This window comes from Luteibacter sp. NPDC104163 (genome assembly GCF_055584245.1).
Genome location: NZ_JBVJMK010000007.1, coordinates 205,027 through 218,969, shown reverse-complemented (window position 1 = coordinate 218,969; position 13,943 = coordinate 205,027). Strand labels below are relative to the sequence as shown.

The 13,943-nt window shown below is 63.0% G+C and carries 16 protein-coding genes and 2 pseudogenes; 12 read left to right on the top strand and 6 right to left on the bottom strand.

The annotated features are described in order from the left end of the window. Nucleotides 1-188: 188 nt before the first annotated feature. Genes ACZ6YI_RS11295 through ACZ6YI_RS11285 form a run of 3 tightly spaced genes read right to left on the bottom strand, consistent with a single transcriptional unit; the run spans nt 189 to nt 1,918 of the window. The gene (locus tag ACZ6YI_RS11295) at nt 189-662 is read right to left on the bottom strand and encodes a DUF421 domain-containing protein (RefSeq protein ID WP_465778733.1); all 474 of its coding nucleotides are present in this window, start codon (nt 660-662) and stop codon (nt 189-191) included. Nucleotides 663-669: 7 nt separating this feature from the next. Beyond that, nucleotides 670-1,323: a DUF6766 family protein gene (locus ACZ6YI_RS11290; protein WP_465778732.1), complete on the bottom strand. Its 654-nt coding sequence runs from the start codon at nt 1,321-1,323 to the stop codon at nt 670-672. Further along, entirely contained in the window at nt 1,316-1,918 is a 603-nt protein-coding gene (locus ACZ6YI_RS11285) for a cysteine hydrolase family protein (protein ID WP_465778731.1), read from the bottom strand. Before ACZ6YI_RS11285 ends, ACZ6YI_RS11290 begins: the two co-directional genes overlap by 8 nt. A 238-nt stretch (nt 1,919-2,156) precedes the next feature. Here ACZ6YI_RS11285 and ACZ6YI_RS11280 point away from each other — a divergent pair. From ACZ6YI_RS11280 to ACZ6YI_RS11260, 5 genes and pseudogenes are all read left to right on the top strand, one after another. Beyond that, nucleotides 2,157-2,603: pseudogene (locus ACZ6YI_RS11280) on the top strand (DUF892 family protein). A 355-nt stretch (nt 2,604-2,958) separates the two neighbouring features. Continuing rightward, nucleotides 2,959-3,153, top strand: coding sequence for a hypothetical protein (locus ACZ6YI_RS11275; RefSeq protein ID WP_465778730.1), 195 nt, complete (start codon nt 2,959-2,961; stop codon nt 3,151-3,153). Nucleotides 3,154-4,134: 981 nt separating this feature from the next. After that, nucleotides 4,135-4,599, top strand: coding sequence for an Hsp20 family protein (locus tag ACZ6YI_RS11270; RefSeq protein WP_465778729.1), 465 nt, complete (start codon nt 4,135-4,137; stop codon nt 4,597-4,599). 380 nt (nt 4,600-4,979) lie between these two features. After that, nucleotides 4,980-5,198, top strand: coding sequence for a hypothetical protein (locus ACZ6YI_RS11265; protein ID WP_465778728.1), 219 nt, complete (start codon nt 4,980-4,982; stop codon nt 5,196-5,198). Nucleotides 5,199-6,062: 864 nt separating this feature from the next. Continuing rightward, nucleotides 6,063-6,314 (top strand): hypothetical protein, encoded by a 252-nt coding sequence (locus ACZ6YI_RS11260; RefSeq protein WP_465778727.1) that lies wholly within the window; start codon nt 6,063-6,065, stop codon nt 6,312-6,314. A gap of 182 nt (nt 6,315-6,496) precedes the next feature. Here ACZ6YI_RS11260 and ACZ6YI_RS11255 read toward each other — a convergent pair whose 3' ends face one another. Further along, nucleotides 6,497-6,715 (bottom strand): hypothetical protein, encoded by a 219-nt coding sequence (locus ACZ6YI_RS11255; RefSeq protein ID WP_465778726.1) that lies wholly within the window; start codon nt 6,713-6,715, stop codon nt 6,497-6,499. A gap of 362 nt (nt 6,716-7,077) precedes the next feature. Between ACZ6YI_RS11255 and ACZ6YI_RS11250 the strand changes: the two genes are divergently transcribed. The 6 genes and pseudogenes from ACZ6YI_RS11250 to ACZ6YI_RS11225 all read left to right on the top strand — a co-directional run. Next, on the top strand, nt 7,078-7,260 hold the full coding sequence (locus ACZ6YI_RS11250; protein ID WP_465778725.1) for a DUF3606 domain-containing protein: 183 nt from the start codon (nt 7,078-7,080) through the stop codon (nt 7,258-7,260). 495 nt (nt 7,261-7,755) lie between these two features. Further along, nucleotides 7,756-8,220 carry a hypothetical protein gene (locus ACZ6YI_RS11245; protein ID WP_465778724.1) on the top strand — a complete coding sequence of 155 codons (465 nt, stop codon included), beginning with the start codon at nt 7,756-7,758 and terminating at the stop codon, nt 8,218-8,220. Nucleotides 8,221-8,490: 270 nt separating this feature from the next. Then, nucleotides 8,491-9,228: a glycosyltransferase family 2 protein gene (locus ACZ6YI_RS11240; protein ID WP_465778723.1), complete on the top strand. Its 738-nt coding sequence runs from the start codon at nt 8,491-8,493 to the stop codon at nt 9,226-9,228. A 107-nt stretch (nt 9,229-9,335) separates the two neighbouring features. Next, nucleotides 9,336-9,533: a CopG family transcriptional regulator gene (locus ACZ6YI_RS11235; RefSeq protein WP_465778722.1), complete on the top strand. Its 198-nt coding sequence runs from the start codon at nt 9,336-9,338 to the stop codon at nt 9,531-9,533. Further along, nucleotides 9,526-10,266: a hypothetical protein gene (locus ACZ6YI_RS11230; RefSeq protein WP_465778721.1), complete on the top strand. Its 741-nt coding sequence runs from the start codon at nt 9,526-9,528 to the stop codon at nt 10,264-10,266. The genes ACZ6YI_RS11235 and ACZ6YI_RS11230 overlap by 8 nt, the downstream gene beginning before the upstream one ends. Before the next feature lie 68 nt (nt 10,267-10,334). After that, a pseudogene (locus tag ACZ6YI_RS11225) lies at nt 10,335-10,547 on the top strand (PhnA domain-containing protein); the annotation flags it as partial. A 590-nt stretch (nt 10,548-11,137) separates the two neighbouring features. On the opposite strand, the gene ACZ6YI_RS11220 reads toward ACZ6YI_RS11225, so the two are convergent. After that, nucleotides 11,138-11,425, bottom strand: a complete 288-nt coding sequence (locus tag ACZ6YI_RS11220) for a hypothetical protein (RefSeq protein WP_465778720.1) — start codon at nt 11,423-11,425, stop codon at nt 11,138-11,140. A gap of 528 nt (nt 11,426-11,953) precedes the next feature. On the opposite strand from ACZ6YI_RS11220, the gene ACZ6YI_RS11215 reads away from it, so the two are divergent. Further along, entirely contained in the window at nt 11,954-12,454 is a 501-nt protein-coding gene (locus tag ACZ6YI_RS11215) for a hypothetical protein (RefSeq protein ID WP_465778719.1), read from the top strand. A 168-nt stretch (nt 12,455-12,622) separates the two neighbouring features. Here ACZ6YI_RS11215 and ACZ6YI_RS11210 read toward each other — a convergent pair whose 3' ends face one another. Beyond that, nucleotides 12,623-13,276 carry a response regulator gene (locus tag ACZ6YI_RS11210; protein WP_465778718.1) on the bottom strand — a complete coding sequence of 218 codons (654 nt, stop codon included), beginning with the start codon at nt 13,274-13,276 and terminating at the stop codon, nt 12,623-12,625. Nucleotides 13,277-13,943 lie beyond the last annotated feature (667 nt).

Below are 13,943 nucleotides of genomic sequence, written 5' to 3'. Positions count from 1 at the left end.
CAGGGCGTCACCGAGACACGCGACGGCATCGATGCGCACCTCTACAGCGCCCACGATGCGGCGTCGGTGGTCCATTGCTCGCTCTGCCGACGCGCGCATCGATGCCGTGCAGGGGACGATTTGAAGATTCCGCCGGCAACCCGGGTCGCATCCCTGGGTTCATCCCCAGCCGGGCGGCCAAGACGTCGTCAGGAACGGCGTAGAAAGGTGATTTTCCCGTTGGGCTCAAGACGGGCCAGGAGGATGCTGGCCTCTGACTCCAACCCTGCGGCGTGGAGTGCACGGTCCAGGGCAGCATCCGGGATGTTCTCCCGTCTCATGGTCTCCGTTTGCCGCTTTCCGTTTCTTACAAGCAGGGCAGGATAACCTTCCATCATGCGGTTGAGCCACGCCGACCGTGTGCACAGCCACGCCACCATCCGGTCCGTGGCGAGGATGGCCGCGACCCCGATGAAGGGGCCAAGTGCGCCTTTGTCGTCCCCGATGATGGCGGTCCGGAGTGCACCACCGGCCAGGACAAGTACGATGACGTCAAACGCGGTCATCTCGCCAAACGCCCGTTTGCCTGCAAGGCGCATGAGGACAAGCAAGCCGACGTAGGTGGCCACGCCACGACACGCGTAGGCGTACCACGGCATCGACAATTCAAGAATATCGTTCATGGGAGCCTCACGTGCCGGTCTTGGAGTTGGGTTCGTCCATTTTTTTCGATTGCGGGGAGTCCTTTTGGCGCAGGAAAATCGACAGCACAATGAGTGAGAAAACCGCCAGGAACTCAGACTGCCAGTTCTGGAAACTTTCGAACCAGAACGAAGCGTCCACAGCGTATTGGCCCAGGGTTTCCGCAGGCTGATGGTGCAGTTGAGCGGTCTCAAGGGATTTTCGCCAGCTGCCCAGAAGATGCCCGCAAAAACACAACAAAAACAAAAACAGGAACGCGAGCGACAGGGAATTGGCATACAGCCATCGCACGATGCCGCCTTTGCGCCAGGCATTGGGGTAGAGGTGTGCTGGCGCCTCGCTCTTTTCCTCCCCGTCGTCATCCAAAGGCCGGGATTCAGCAGAGCCTTTCTGTCGCAGCCAGACAGTAAGGAGGACATAGACACCCATCTGAAGGAATTCCGATTCCCAGTTCTCGAGGGTGGCAGACCAGAAATCCCCACTGACAAGGTACGCAGCAAATTCGATGGATGGTCGCCCGTGCTCAGTGAGTTCCTCGTTGTGGGCAGCAAAGCCGGTGACGCACTGAGCCGACCATGCCGCAAGCATCATGAGCAAGACCACGATGCCCAGGCCATTTTTGCGAAAGAAGGAATCATGCATGTCGGGCTTTCCGCCTGAGGGTTTCAATGAGCGATGCACCATGGATGGGCGTCGCGACACCATACGATTCCCGAAGGTGCAAAAGGGTCCGCTGCGTGCGCTCTCCCGATTGCGACGCCGTGGTATCGGCCGGCACCACGGTGGAAAAGCCCCGAACGTGGGCGTCGAGCACGGTGGCAAGCACGCAGGAGTCCGTTGCAACCCCGCACACCACCAAGGTCCTTGCACCGAGGTGCGTCAGAAGGGAGGGGAGGGGTGTTTCGAAAAAGGCCGAATGCCTGGGCTTGAGCATGCGGAAATCCGACGGCACGGGAGATAATGCGTCGACCACGTCCCTACCCCGTGGACCGGACCGCTTGACGTGGCCGAGCATGTGGTCAAAGTCGTCTTGCCATCTGCCGAAGTTGTCGTTGGCAAAGACCACAGGGCGCGCATTGGCACGGAACGACTTCAGCGCTGCCGAAATGGCCGGGGTGGCCGCCATGAGCTCCGAATGGAGGTCTTCCCCACCGGGAAAGTCAAACGTGGAGAACACATCGAGCACCAGAAGTGCGTGGTTTTCAATGGTGGTCGTGTCTAAACGCCTGTTTGTCATGGGCTGCCTCCTTCCCGCCGGAGTCAATGGATCGCCTGCGTGCGCCACAGTCAATGCATGCCTGAGTCTCGCCCCGGAATGTTGAAGAAGAGGTGTGCGCTCACAGATGTTGTATCGCTTTCACGTCCCTCAGGATGTCTCTCGACGCGCGAGTTCCAAGCTGGTCGGAGCCATCTCCCGCGGAGCTCTCCCATGGCTGGGCGGCGTCGAAGGCCTGTTAATCCATCAACTGCCGGACATGTACAGTGCCGAAGGACAGCTGATCAGGGTCCTGCCGTGTCTGGCACGTGCTTCATCGAGTCCCGACCTTGCTGCAGCATTCGAATCGCACCTGGAGGAGAGTCAAGGTCAGGTTGAGCGAATTGATGAAATCGTCGAAGTCCTCAGCATCCGTCTCAACCGCATGAAATGCGCCGCGATGGAGGGACTCGTTGAGGTAGGCAAGGAGGTCATCGATGAAATCGAGAAGGGTCCGCTGCGCGACGTCGCCCTTATCGGGGCGGCAACAAAGTGGAGCATTGCGAAACCGCTTCCTACGGCACCTTCGCGGGCCTGGCCAACCGGCTGGGTTACGTCAGGGCTGTGCCCCTGCTGCAGGCCACGCTCAAGGAAGAAAGCGGCGGACGAGAAGCTGACCTTGCTTGGCGAGCAGCTGGCCAAGCAGCAATCCGCCGAAGCGCACTGACCTGGACTCGGCAGCACCGTGGCCCGGGCGCGGACGCTCACCACTGCCGCGGTTGGCACCCGCTGGCCTCGCGGGGAAGCGGCTCGCGTGTTACGGGAAGCGTTCGTCTGCGAGAGACATGGGCGCTGTGACGGTATCGGGCCGTGCAATGCCGAAGCTTTGCGTTGACGATTGCGGCTGCTCACGGACGACGGAAAATTCCTCATCTTGTGGGGTGAAAACAGCAGGGCGACTTCGCTCCGGTGCCCCCAGCTTCACGTCAGTGAAGACCCTCACCCTGCTGTAACGTTCGGAACCCGGCACCGTCACGGCCCTCGGCGCCTCAATACCTTCCCTACAGCGGCGGAGATGTGCCATGGGTGAGCAACAAGGGTCGCGCGACAACCAGCAGGGTCAGGAGCAATCGGGCCAGGGAAACCAACCCGACAAGGGCCAGCAACCGGGTCAGGGCGGTCAACCCGGCAGGGACACGGGGCAGGACAAGCCGGGCCGGGAAGACCAGTCCGGGGGCGGTCAGAAAGGGAAAGAGCCTGGCCAGGAAAACCGGTGAGGTCACGAGCGCCCGCGGAAGCGGGCGCCTTCTTTCGTCGCTGTCCCAAGACTGGGCGTCGGCCCTTGATCGACTCGATGCTACGCACAGGGTGAACGCCCGGACGGGCATCGATTGTCCCAATCGGGGGGGGCAGGCGGCGTCGAGGACCGAGTGCCACTCGACGTCGTAGGGCCCGGGTCCCCTATACCGTGGCGAGCGCCTTCAGGAATGGTCGCAGGACCCGCAGCGCTGGACGGTTTGCCAAAGCGCGCACCATGGGAACGCTCGGGCAGGCGAGGGCAACGACAGGGGCCGGATTCGGATGGCATGTGATCCATCGTATGGCATGCCGCGACTGTGGCGCGTGCGATTGCCAGGGTTGCCGCAGACGGCGTGTACAGGCGCGCTGCATGGCTGATCTTTGCAAGTACCGTTCACTCCGGCGGGTTGACGCCTGGGAAACTGCCGTCTCCTCGCGATCGGTCCCGCCTCGCGCCAGCGCCGGTCGGGGGCCGCAAGTTCAGCGGCAAGGCCACCGCCGCGGGATGCGCTCGACGGTGTAGCGCATCGCACCCCGCGGAACCTGATCTTGACCCGGATCCCGATGGCAGCCTCGTCGCGGCTGGCCACGCACGGCACTTCCATCAGGAAGACGCGCCATGAGCGGGAGCCCATCCAATCCCATGAGATGGCCCGCCCCCGTTTCCGGGCGCGGGCCGGTGCACTCCATTGCCAATAGGGGGAGCCTCTAGAGAGGCCCGGCGATTCTCACGAATGGCAAGAATAGCTTACCAGGGTCGCTGTCACGAAAAGGTGTGGCGAGGCTTGATGAACCGGCGATCGCATTTCGGCTCCTCAGTGGAAGCGAAACGTGTGCTGAACGTTCCCCCTTGAAGAACCCATGGCGATCCCTATCTGCTCATCGCCGGGGCATCCCGGCCTGGCCTGGACGACAGGCGAGCACCCATTCCATTTCCTTGCGCAGTTGGAGGATTTGTCATGCGTACTCTTCTCAACATCAACCCCCTCGACCGTTCCAACACGGGTCTGGATCGTGTCTTTGACCTCCTTGAGGCAACGGCGCAGCGCCACGGCGATGACTTTCCACCGTATGACGCCATCCGTCTTTCGGACGACCGGTTCCGCCTGCGCATCGCGGTTCCCGGGTTCCAGCAAGATGAGCTGGCGGTGAGTCGGCTCAAGGGTACGCTTATTGTCAGTGGTGAGCGGAAGGAAGAGCCTGAGGGCGAGGTTCTCCACCAGGGCATCCCGCGCCGCGTGTTCAGCCGCCGGTTCCAGCTCGCCGAGCACACCGAGGTCACCGGTGCAACGCTGGCCCATGGCCTCTTGTCCATCGATCTTGCACGGGAAATTCCCGAGGCCGACAAGCCCCGGATCATCCCGGTCAGCGTCTCGCCGGATCGGACCGAGCCAATGCGCCAGATCGAGCGCGACGTTGCCTGAAAAGGCATGCCCGCCCCCGCCCGGGGGGGCGGGCCCTGTCCGATGAAACATCCCACGGAAGCAACACAGCAATGGCTTGTCACGGCGGCGGACCTTGGTTGGGCGGAGAACTGGCGTCCGCCGCCGAGTCCCGCGCCCCGGGAATGCGTTGCCTGCATCTATTTTATCCCCGATACCGTCAATCCAGAGGGCGGACTCGGCCGGTGCCGCAGGCGGCCGGACGTAAGCGTGTTTCCCGGCGTCGACATGCGGTGTCCATCGTGGAAAGGTTCGGGGTAGGCAGGGAATAAGGGAGGTTGGAACTTGTCCCTCCTTCTTTACCCGCGGTGTCCTGCCCTGCATGCTGTCGTGTCAACAGGCCGCACCAATTGGGAGACGCCATGGAACAACGCATCGTGGTCAGTGACGAGCACGGCCAGCATCTGGTGGCCCTCGTCACGCATGACTGGCTCGGTCGCGAGGTGATCTGGTCTGCAGAAATCGAAGGGAACGTCCTGAGCGTTCCCCTGACCGGCACCGCCGCGGACGAGGGGAGCGTCGCTGCGGCTGTCCAGATGACCGTCCTGCGCTGGGGCATCCGCGCGCTTGACGCTTCTTAGCCAGCCCGCTACGACAGTTGCCAGGCGGAAACCGTCGGACTTTGCGATATCACAGGCTATCCTTTGCAGTTACGCCTGTACGAATCCGTCTTTCTCGTGTTGCAACCCGCTGTGGCCGGCTCGGGACGGAAATCGCAGGCCGGCATGTCCTTCGTTTCTTGGAGCTTGACGGTCATGGCCGGCAGTCCAGGACGGACGACAATCCGGATACAGGCGGCCAAGGGGTTGACGCGCTCGACCGGCTGGAAGGACGCCCACTCAACGGCGCGACAAAGCGGCGAACACGTGTCATACCGTCTTGTCGCAAGCAGGCCCATCTGAATTGTCAGGGTCGACACCATCAGGCGCAGAGCGTGCAGATACGCACGTCAGGCACGTCTTCCGGACTTGTCCTTCTCCGCCTTCGGCGTTGTTGGTGTCGCAACGTCGCGGGGCGCCACACTCCGCCTCTTGTGGGTTCGATGGTCGATGCCGGCTTCGAGGTCCGCACAACCGGGACACAGGCGGTTTCCTTCGATCAGGTCGCCGAGGGGCGCTCCACAACGGGAGCATATGCCGGTTGCTTCGATCATTGGATGGGATGCCTTTGAGGGAGTCAGATTGCCTTGGTGATGGTGGACATCTGCTTTGCGATCGCGAGTCCACAGGTAGATGCAGTCCCGGCCTGCACCGGTCACGCTCCAGGCACACCAAGCGCCAATTGCCGAGCCAGCGACCTTTTATGGTGCACAGCCGGAGACAAGGGCGCGTGGAGAGCGACTGCAAGGTCCACAATCACGAATGTGAAAGAACGGCTCCTCAAGCATTGGTGCGGGACGCCGAAACGATGAGGGCTGGCGCTCGCCGGCGCAGCGGGGCTCATTGATGTTCGGAAAGGTCATCTGGTTTCACAAGGATCTCGGGATGGGGCTGATCGAGCGCGCTGGTGGATTTACCGTGGGTTCGGTGGAAAGCGGCACGCTGACGCTTGGCGGCCGGGTGGAAGGAGATTTTCTCGGTGAAGGGATGACGGTGATTCAAGACCTCGAATCGTGCGCGCAGGTGACGTTTTTCGTGGAAGCGGACGCGGTCACGGAAGAGGAGGCCAACGAGTTGCTGGGCATCGTTCGGGGCTGAACGTGTCGCCCAGCGTTGATCTACGGAGGCACGCTAAGCCGGCGTCCAGGCCCCTGCTGCCAGAGCCATCCGCGTTCGCCCGCAGGACATGGCAGGCCCCCACTGGCAATCGGCGGAGCAACGGCTTGCCCGTCCGCGCCCGCCGCCTCCCGGCGCACAGTCCCGTCTCGGGTCGTGGAGCATCAGACGCGATGCTGCACATCGTCCTGTGCCCCGAGCGAATCCAGGATGAGCCGCCCGGCCTCGGTAATGCGCCACCACCCCTCGCCATCGTCAAGTGCAAGGCCGTGGGCCTGCAGGTCGCGGCAGGGCGCCTTGTCCAGCGTCCGAACGGCGAGGAAGGCGGTGTCGGCAAGCTGCCGCAGCGTGAGCAACTGCGTTGGGGTGAGCTTCGGCGACATGGAGAATGCCCTTGGTGTGGCGTCCATCGAATCATGACGGGCAAGTCAGCGACTAGGGCGTTTTTCGGCAAATTGCCGCTCTGGAGCTAGGGTAAACGGGTCGCAGGACGGGGCAAGGCAAGGATGGGCAACCCGTCCTGGAGTCACCTGGTCGGCCGTTGCGCCTGCCTGTCCTGGGGGCCTTGTCGGGATCCCGCCGGTAACGGCCAGACCGCTGGCAACCGCCTCTTGGAACTGGGCCAGGCCGCCTGTCGGGCGATATGTTCCTCCGGCCGACAAAGTCGTCGACGAAGTGGCAATGTGCCGCCGACGTATTGTTGATGCCCGGCCCCGTTAACTGGCTCCCCAAGGTGGAGCATGCCATGAGCGACGACACGAAAAAGCGCGGCCCCGCGGACGCAAAGCGCATCAATGTCAACGAGGATTATGAACTCGAGTACTGGACCAGAGCCCTCGGCGTTTCCCCCGAACAGCTCAGGCGTGCCGTCCAGCGAGTCGGGCCCATGGCTGACGACGTCAAAGCCGAGCTGCGGCGCCGCCGCTGAGGCGGTGTGCCCATATCATTGCCGCGGTTTTCGTCCTCGGCGGACGCAATGTAGAGTCGCTCGTCGCGAAGGCACAGCGCAGCTGTCGGCCGGCCAAACGGGATGGGTTGACGCATCCCATGCGGCCTCGGCCGATGGTGAATGCAGGCGGGGGTGACCCTCACCGTTTCTAGGAGCGCTGCCTCACGTCCTGCACCCGGTGGCCGCAGGTACGGCTGCCGTGCAGAAATGGACGTGGACTCAAGGTTTCCGGAGCGCTGCCGACAACGATAGGGTGGTCGGCGGTGCACCAGCTGCCATCCCGGCTGAGCGTGGGGCGCGAACACTTGCCGCAACCCGCGTCAGGCAAGGAGTGGGATGGCACCCCGTATCCCGTGAGGGGAAGCCCTGGCCCAACCGGTGCGGCTCTTGGGGACGCAGAAAAACTGAAGGGCTGGGCGACTCGCTTCTCGGCTTGCCGGGGCGCTGGTGGGCGCCCTTAAACAGGAAAGCGCAGTGCACGAACTCAGGTTAAGGCTTCAGAATCCGGTGATTGAAGGCATCAATGACCGGGGGCGACAGACGTACCAGATTTCCTTCAACGGCACGTTGGCCGACGGAACAGCCATCCGGACCACCAGGGCGCTGCGAACATTCCACGTCACCGCGCACCACGCGCACTCAGATGGGGTGGTGCATCCGAACGGCATCAGTGTTGAAGACCACCGGACGGATGAGGCTTGCGTGGACGTCACATTTGCACCGGCCGTCGTCGCCCGGCTGATGGCAATGAGTGGCGTCGAGGAAGCGATGCTGACCCTCCGCTTCAATGACGGCGGAACGCGCGATGAGCGTGGGCCGGTCTTCGAGTCGAGCGCTTCGCCGGGCGGCATTGAGTGGAATGCAACGCGCATCACAAGGGTCGAACCGGCCGCATCCACGGTCCGCATCGCCCGCGTGCAGAGTCCTGACGGAGCCTGATCAGAGCCACCGCTTAGCGGGGCCATCCTCATCGGATTCCAGCGTCCTGGCTCTCAGAGCCCTGGCTGAGGCGACACCGTTGTCGCGCGCGACGTTGACGGGAGAACAGGCGAGACGCAATCGCTGGGGCCACTTCGCCCCGCTCACGCGACGGCTTGTGCCCCTGCGCCGTGTCAAGAACACTCAGGTCGATTGCAACGGCTCGCCAGGTCTTCACGGGATCACGGCACGGACGGGCCTAGCGTGCATGCCTCAAGAAGCGAGGCGACCATGACCATCGCGTTTCTCGTTCCCTGTCTCAACGAGGAGGCCGCACTGGGGAGCGTCCTCGAGGACCTCGCCGCGTTTGGCCTGCCGGTATTTGTCGTCGACGACGGCTCAACAGACAAGACGGCAGAGATAGCGTTGGCCCATTCGGCGCGGGTCATCCGTCACGTCCGACGCCGGGGCAAGGGCGAGGCACTCAAAAGCGGCTGGGCCGCGGCGCGAGCTCGCGGGCATCACGGAATAATCACCGTGGATGGCGATGGCCAGCACCGTATCGATGACATCCGCCAGGTGCTGGAAGCCGCCCGTCAACTTCCAGGAAGCATCGTCATTGGCGCACGCCTGAAGGACCGTCAGTCCCAGCCCCGGCTGCGCAGACTGGCCAACGGGTTTGGGGACTGGGCGGTGACGGTGGCATCCGGCCAGCCCATCACCGACTCGCAGAGTGGCCTTCGCTACTATCCTGGAAGCGCGTTCGATTGCTCACCTCCCTCAGTCGGCCATTTCGCTTTCGAAAGTGCCGTGCTCGTCGAAGCGTCGCGAAGGTTGGGAATGCGCATTGCCTACGTGCCCATCCACGCCCGGTATGGACTGGGATTGCGCGGCAGTCATTTCCGGCCGGTGCGGGACATCGCACGCATTGCGCGCTACCTGACAGCGGCCGTTCTTCGCCATGTCGTCCTTGGTCGGCTGCGCGGCGCCCACGTTGGAGCGGGGCGCGACGGGCGGCCGCACTTATAGCCGGCCGGGGGCGACGCGGCCGGGGATCCGAACGGCCCGTCGCGCGCCACGCTCGCGGCGAATTGTATGCACATGCTATGATAATTGAATGTGCATCGGAGAACGCCATGACCCAGGAAGCGCGGACCGCCCGGTTGACCATCCTCATCGATCCCCGGAAGAAGGCGGTTTTCGAGCGCCTTTGCGAAGAGCAAGACACCACGCCTTCGCAGGTGGTGCGGCAACTCATTCGCGACTACATCGAGCGGGTCTCGGGCCGCCCGTGGCACGTAGACGGTCCCACGCCGGCGGCAGACGGTGAGTAACGCGGCGCACTCGCCGTCCGCCGGTGCACTACCCGCTGCCCAGGTCGCCGTGTGGGCGACCTCGACCCGATCCCCGGCGGACTCGTCAGATGCGCTGCGATCGATTCGTGTCTTTTGCTGGCCCGAGGTCGCTCATGCCTGGTCCCGTCTCGGCGAGGCCGTATCGGCGGCAGAACAGCGCTTCGGTCAACAAGTAACCGCGGGCAACCGCTCATGGCTTGCGAAGGCCGCACCACAATTTTTCGCGTCCCTCCATGCGGACGAGACCATCGCAGAGGCAACGCTCGCTGCCATGGTTATGCGGCTGCCCGTTCGCCTGACCATGGCCCGGCTCGACAGTCCGGTCGGGCGCCCTGTCAGCATCGGCACACGGTGCCGCTCGCTCTTTGGTGAGTGCATGGCCCCGTATGCCGCCTACCTGAAACGGACCAATCAAACGGCACGGATGGCTGCTGTGGCTGCCGAGGTCGATGCCCAGACGCGCAAGGCACAGGCAGATGCATTCAGGGCGGTACTTCCCCTTATGGAAGAGGGCGATCGGCTTGCGCCCATGCAATTGCGGTACTGGGCGGGTGGACCCCTGCCGCTGCCGTTGGAACTCGCACATGTGATGGCGGAGGGCGTCGCAAGGCACCTCGACGACCCCCAGAAGGCCAGCCCGCTTTGGGACGCGATGCGGACAAAGCTTGTCGGTGAGGTGCGCTGGGTCGGGTCAAGCGGCCGCCGCAAATAGGCATGGCGGGGCGGTATAGGCCAATCATCGCCCCGATCGTCATTCAATCGCTTCATTCTGGAAAACGCACCATGGCAGTACGTGACACCAACGGAAACGAACTCGCGGAAGGCGACAGTGTTCTGGTCATCAAGGACCTGAAGGTGAAAGGTGCGTCCCTTACGCTCAAGCGTGGAAAGCAGTTCAAGGGAATTCACCTCACTGACAATGAGATGGAAGTCGAATGCCGCGAAGGAAAGAGCGTGCTGGTGCTGAAGACCTGCTACCTGAAAAAGGCATAGCGTTGCCTGCAGACCGTCGAGTCCGGTGCTTCCTCCGGAGCCGCCAATGTGCTGGACGCGGAACAAGGAGGCCGGCAACGTAGGGCTCGACCTTGCCGTCCCATCGGCAATCTAAACAGGGAACCAAGGCCCGGCAGGCACGATGCCCCCGTTTTCCAGGGGGCCACACTTTAATCGACCTGTGCGTCGTCGGTTCGCAGACGGCCCCATGCGGCCGGACTGATATCGCGGCCGCCTGTGGCCACCTGCCTGGGTAGCGCTCCCAGGCAGGCACGTACTCCATCAGACGGAAAATGCGTCCCGACCGTTCGGACAGGTGCAAGACTGCCACCGATGCATCAGGCTCTCACAACGGGACGCGCCCACTACCCGACGGCTCGACACGGGATGGCAGCGGCCGTCAGGTGAGCCGGTATCGCATAGCGTTTGTCCAATGCGCGGCTGCGATGGCCGGCAGGACGCGCGACGCGCCCGAACTCTTGGCGACCGGAGGAGACCCAGAGGCACTCTTGGTTGAGCGACTTGGTGCCATCCCAGAACGGAGTCGGGCGCACCTTTCCCACGGGAACCGAGTCGAGCAACGCCAACAGTCAGTGCGCCGTCTTGGCCCGACGACGCAGGTAAATGACTTGCCCGGTCACGCCCGCCACGAGGAGTGCCGCATTGCTCACGATGAACACGGGATTTTTGACGAGGACGCTGTAGGAAAGGTACAGCGCGGATGCTGCCATCTGTCCGATAAACAGCCATTTCGAGACGGCTTCGACCGTTGGGGCATGGGCTTGCCGCCAGATCTGTCGTCCAATTGTTGACAACAAAATCAGCGAGGCGAGCCAACCCAATGGCTCGGGGCTGATGAGGTGGTTGAGAAAAGTCATCGGCTGTCCCTGGTGAGTCTTATGGATAGCACCACAAATGTGTCGATCCGATGCACAAGGGCTCAAGTCTTGGTCTGGCGCAGCGGGGAATCGGCGTCTGCGAAAAACGGGACCTCCCGCAATGCCCAAGGCCGGTGGGTCTCGTCGTCAAGGCCAGCCCTCGTTTACCTCTGCCTCCTAGTCACGCGGTCGGGGTGACGCCGGATTGCCTGGTGCTCGTCGCGTTCGGCACCCGGCGGGTCGGAAGTGACAAATCACGGGCCTGCCCGCGCCACCTTTGAGCGGCGCTCCATCCCGGCGAGGGACATTTCGCAATATCGTCGACGCGCCGTCTCCGGTTGCACACGTGGCACCGTCTCGCCCACTGGATCACCTGGGGATCAGGTGATTCGCCCGACCTGCAGTTCGCCTTTGTCCCCTGTGCTGGACAACCGACGGGGGGCAGGGTTCGTGCGGGGCGGGGTATAGTAGGGTCACGCATACGGACCCGCCAGGTCACGCGCGCTCCGGCATGATGTGGAGAGGGCCATGGAACTCTACGAGATAGTTGACCATGCGCATGCCTTGGCATCCGCCATTGAGGAAGGCCGAATCGATGAGGCCATCGACCTTTCCGAGCGGATAGCGACCGTTGCACGCGCGTCCTCGCGGCCATCAATCGCTGAGGCTGCCGAACGCCTTTCGTCCATCCTCCGGCTCACTGATATGGGTTCGGACAACGCCTGGTGGCCAGCATTGACCCTGCTCGCGGATGCGCTTCGGGAAGCCATCGACCGTCGTAATGCGATGACGGATCGTGCGGCGGCGGATTCTGTTCAGCGCGCGCGCCACGCGCGCTTGCGTGAGGTGCTCGATGAGATGAGTGGGGATGGAATCACTGCTCTTGCGGCTCAGGCGCGGGCACTTCGCACCAGCGCCCGCTGGCTGGACGCGATGTTGAACGGCTTGCGGGTGCCGGATGTCTTTGCCCGCGAAGTTGAATGGATAAGGCGCAAGCGCCCGTTTTGGATGGATAGTGAAGACGTCTAAGGTCGACCTTGACCGTTGGCGCGAGGTTCCGGACTGATCGCGGGTCAGACGCTTCAATCTGCCATCCAATGGGGGCGGTCCGAGCGCGGCTGGCACCCGTCGACCGCACCCCCCGCGAGGTACGGCCTCGGAGTCGCAGCGCTTGACGGCGCTGGCGTAATACGGCGCCTAGAAGAACAAGCCCAGGGTCTCGGCGCGGCGAATGAGTTCCAGGGTTGTGTGAACATCGAGGATTTGCATCATCGCGTACTTGTGTGCCTCAACCGTACGCAGGGACAAGCCCATTTGCGCAGCGATCTGTTTCGAGCGCAGGCCGGAGCCGACAAGGCGAAGCACCTCCCGCTGCTTGGGCGTGAGTTCATGCAGATCAACCAGGTGGTGCCGTAGATAGCTCGCGCCAAGCGAGGGGGACACATAACTGTGACCATCCATGACCAACTGCAGTGCACCCAGCAAGTCATCACCGGCAGCCAGCTTGAGCACATAGCCATTGGCGCCCGCACGCATGGCCGCGACAGCCAGCGCAGGCTCAGCATGCATGGTGAGAAAGACATACCGCACGGCATTGCCCTCCGCACGGAGGGCCTTCAAAACATCCAGTCCATTCGGGCCGGGCATATTGATGTCTGCAAGGACGAGGTCCGGTTTGTGGAAGCGAACCTTGTCAAGCAAGGCATTTCCTTCCTGGGCCAACGCAGCGAGTTCATAGGACCCATCAATCAGCCGGATAATGCCTTCGGCAACCATGCGGTGATCGTCGGCAAAGACAACGCGTGGACGATGCACGTTTCTCCGTCCGGTACCCTCGGTTGCCTGAGCCATCTGTGCTCCCGACCACGTTCCAGTTCCCGCCCTGGTGCCTGCGCGTATGCATCTATTGCAGATGCGGGGCCCCGAGCTGACGGGGCGATCGTGGCGCGCCCGGCATGGTCATGGGCGTTTGCATGGAATCAAGCGCAACGACAGGGACTTTACACCGAAACCATTCCCCACACGTCGCTGTCATGCACAGATTTATCTAAGTAAGTCTGCGCAGTTGCGTGCAAACCCCGCTGTATCCATTGCCGCCCGGAACCGCGGCCACCCGTTGGCGGGGATAGAATCCCGTCGCTTGAGTTGGCATCGTGCTGCTTTTTAACCATGCCATGATGAGGAATGGAGGTCCTTGTTCGGCTTGAGCGCCTGCCGTGGTCGATATAGCGACAGGCCGCCGACGTCTCGGGGCACCTCGGCCTTTTGCCACCGGACTCATGCGTGACCACACTCGCAGAGGTGTCCAACCCGTTTCTTCAGCCGGCTTTGGCCCCGCTGGTCGTGGATGCCCGGTTCGGTGGCCGACGCGTCCTTCATTGACCGCGGGACGGTGCGCATGCGCGGGGCTTGGCCAGTGGCCTATGACCGTGGGCATTGTTGGCCCGTCGGAACCTGGGATGCGGTTTCTGACAAGAGGGCCGACGGCGAGCCGGCGTGTATCCGAAAGACGGGTCCC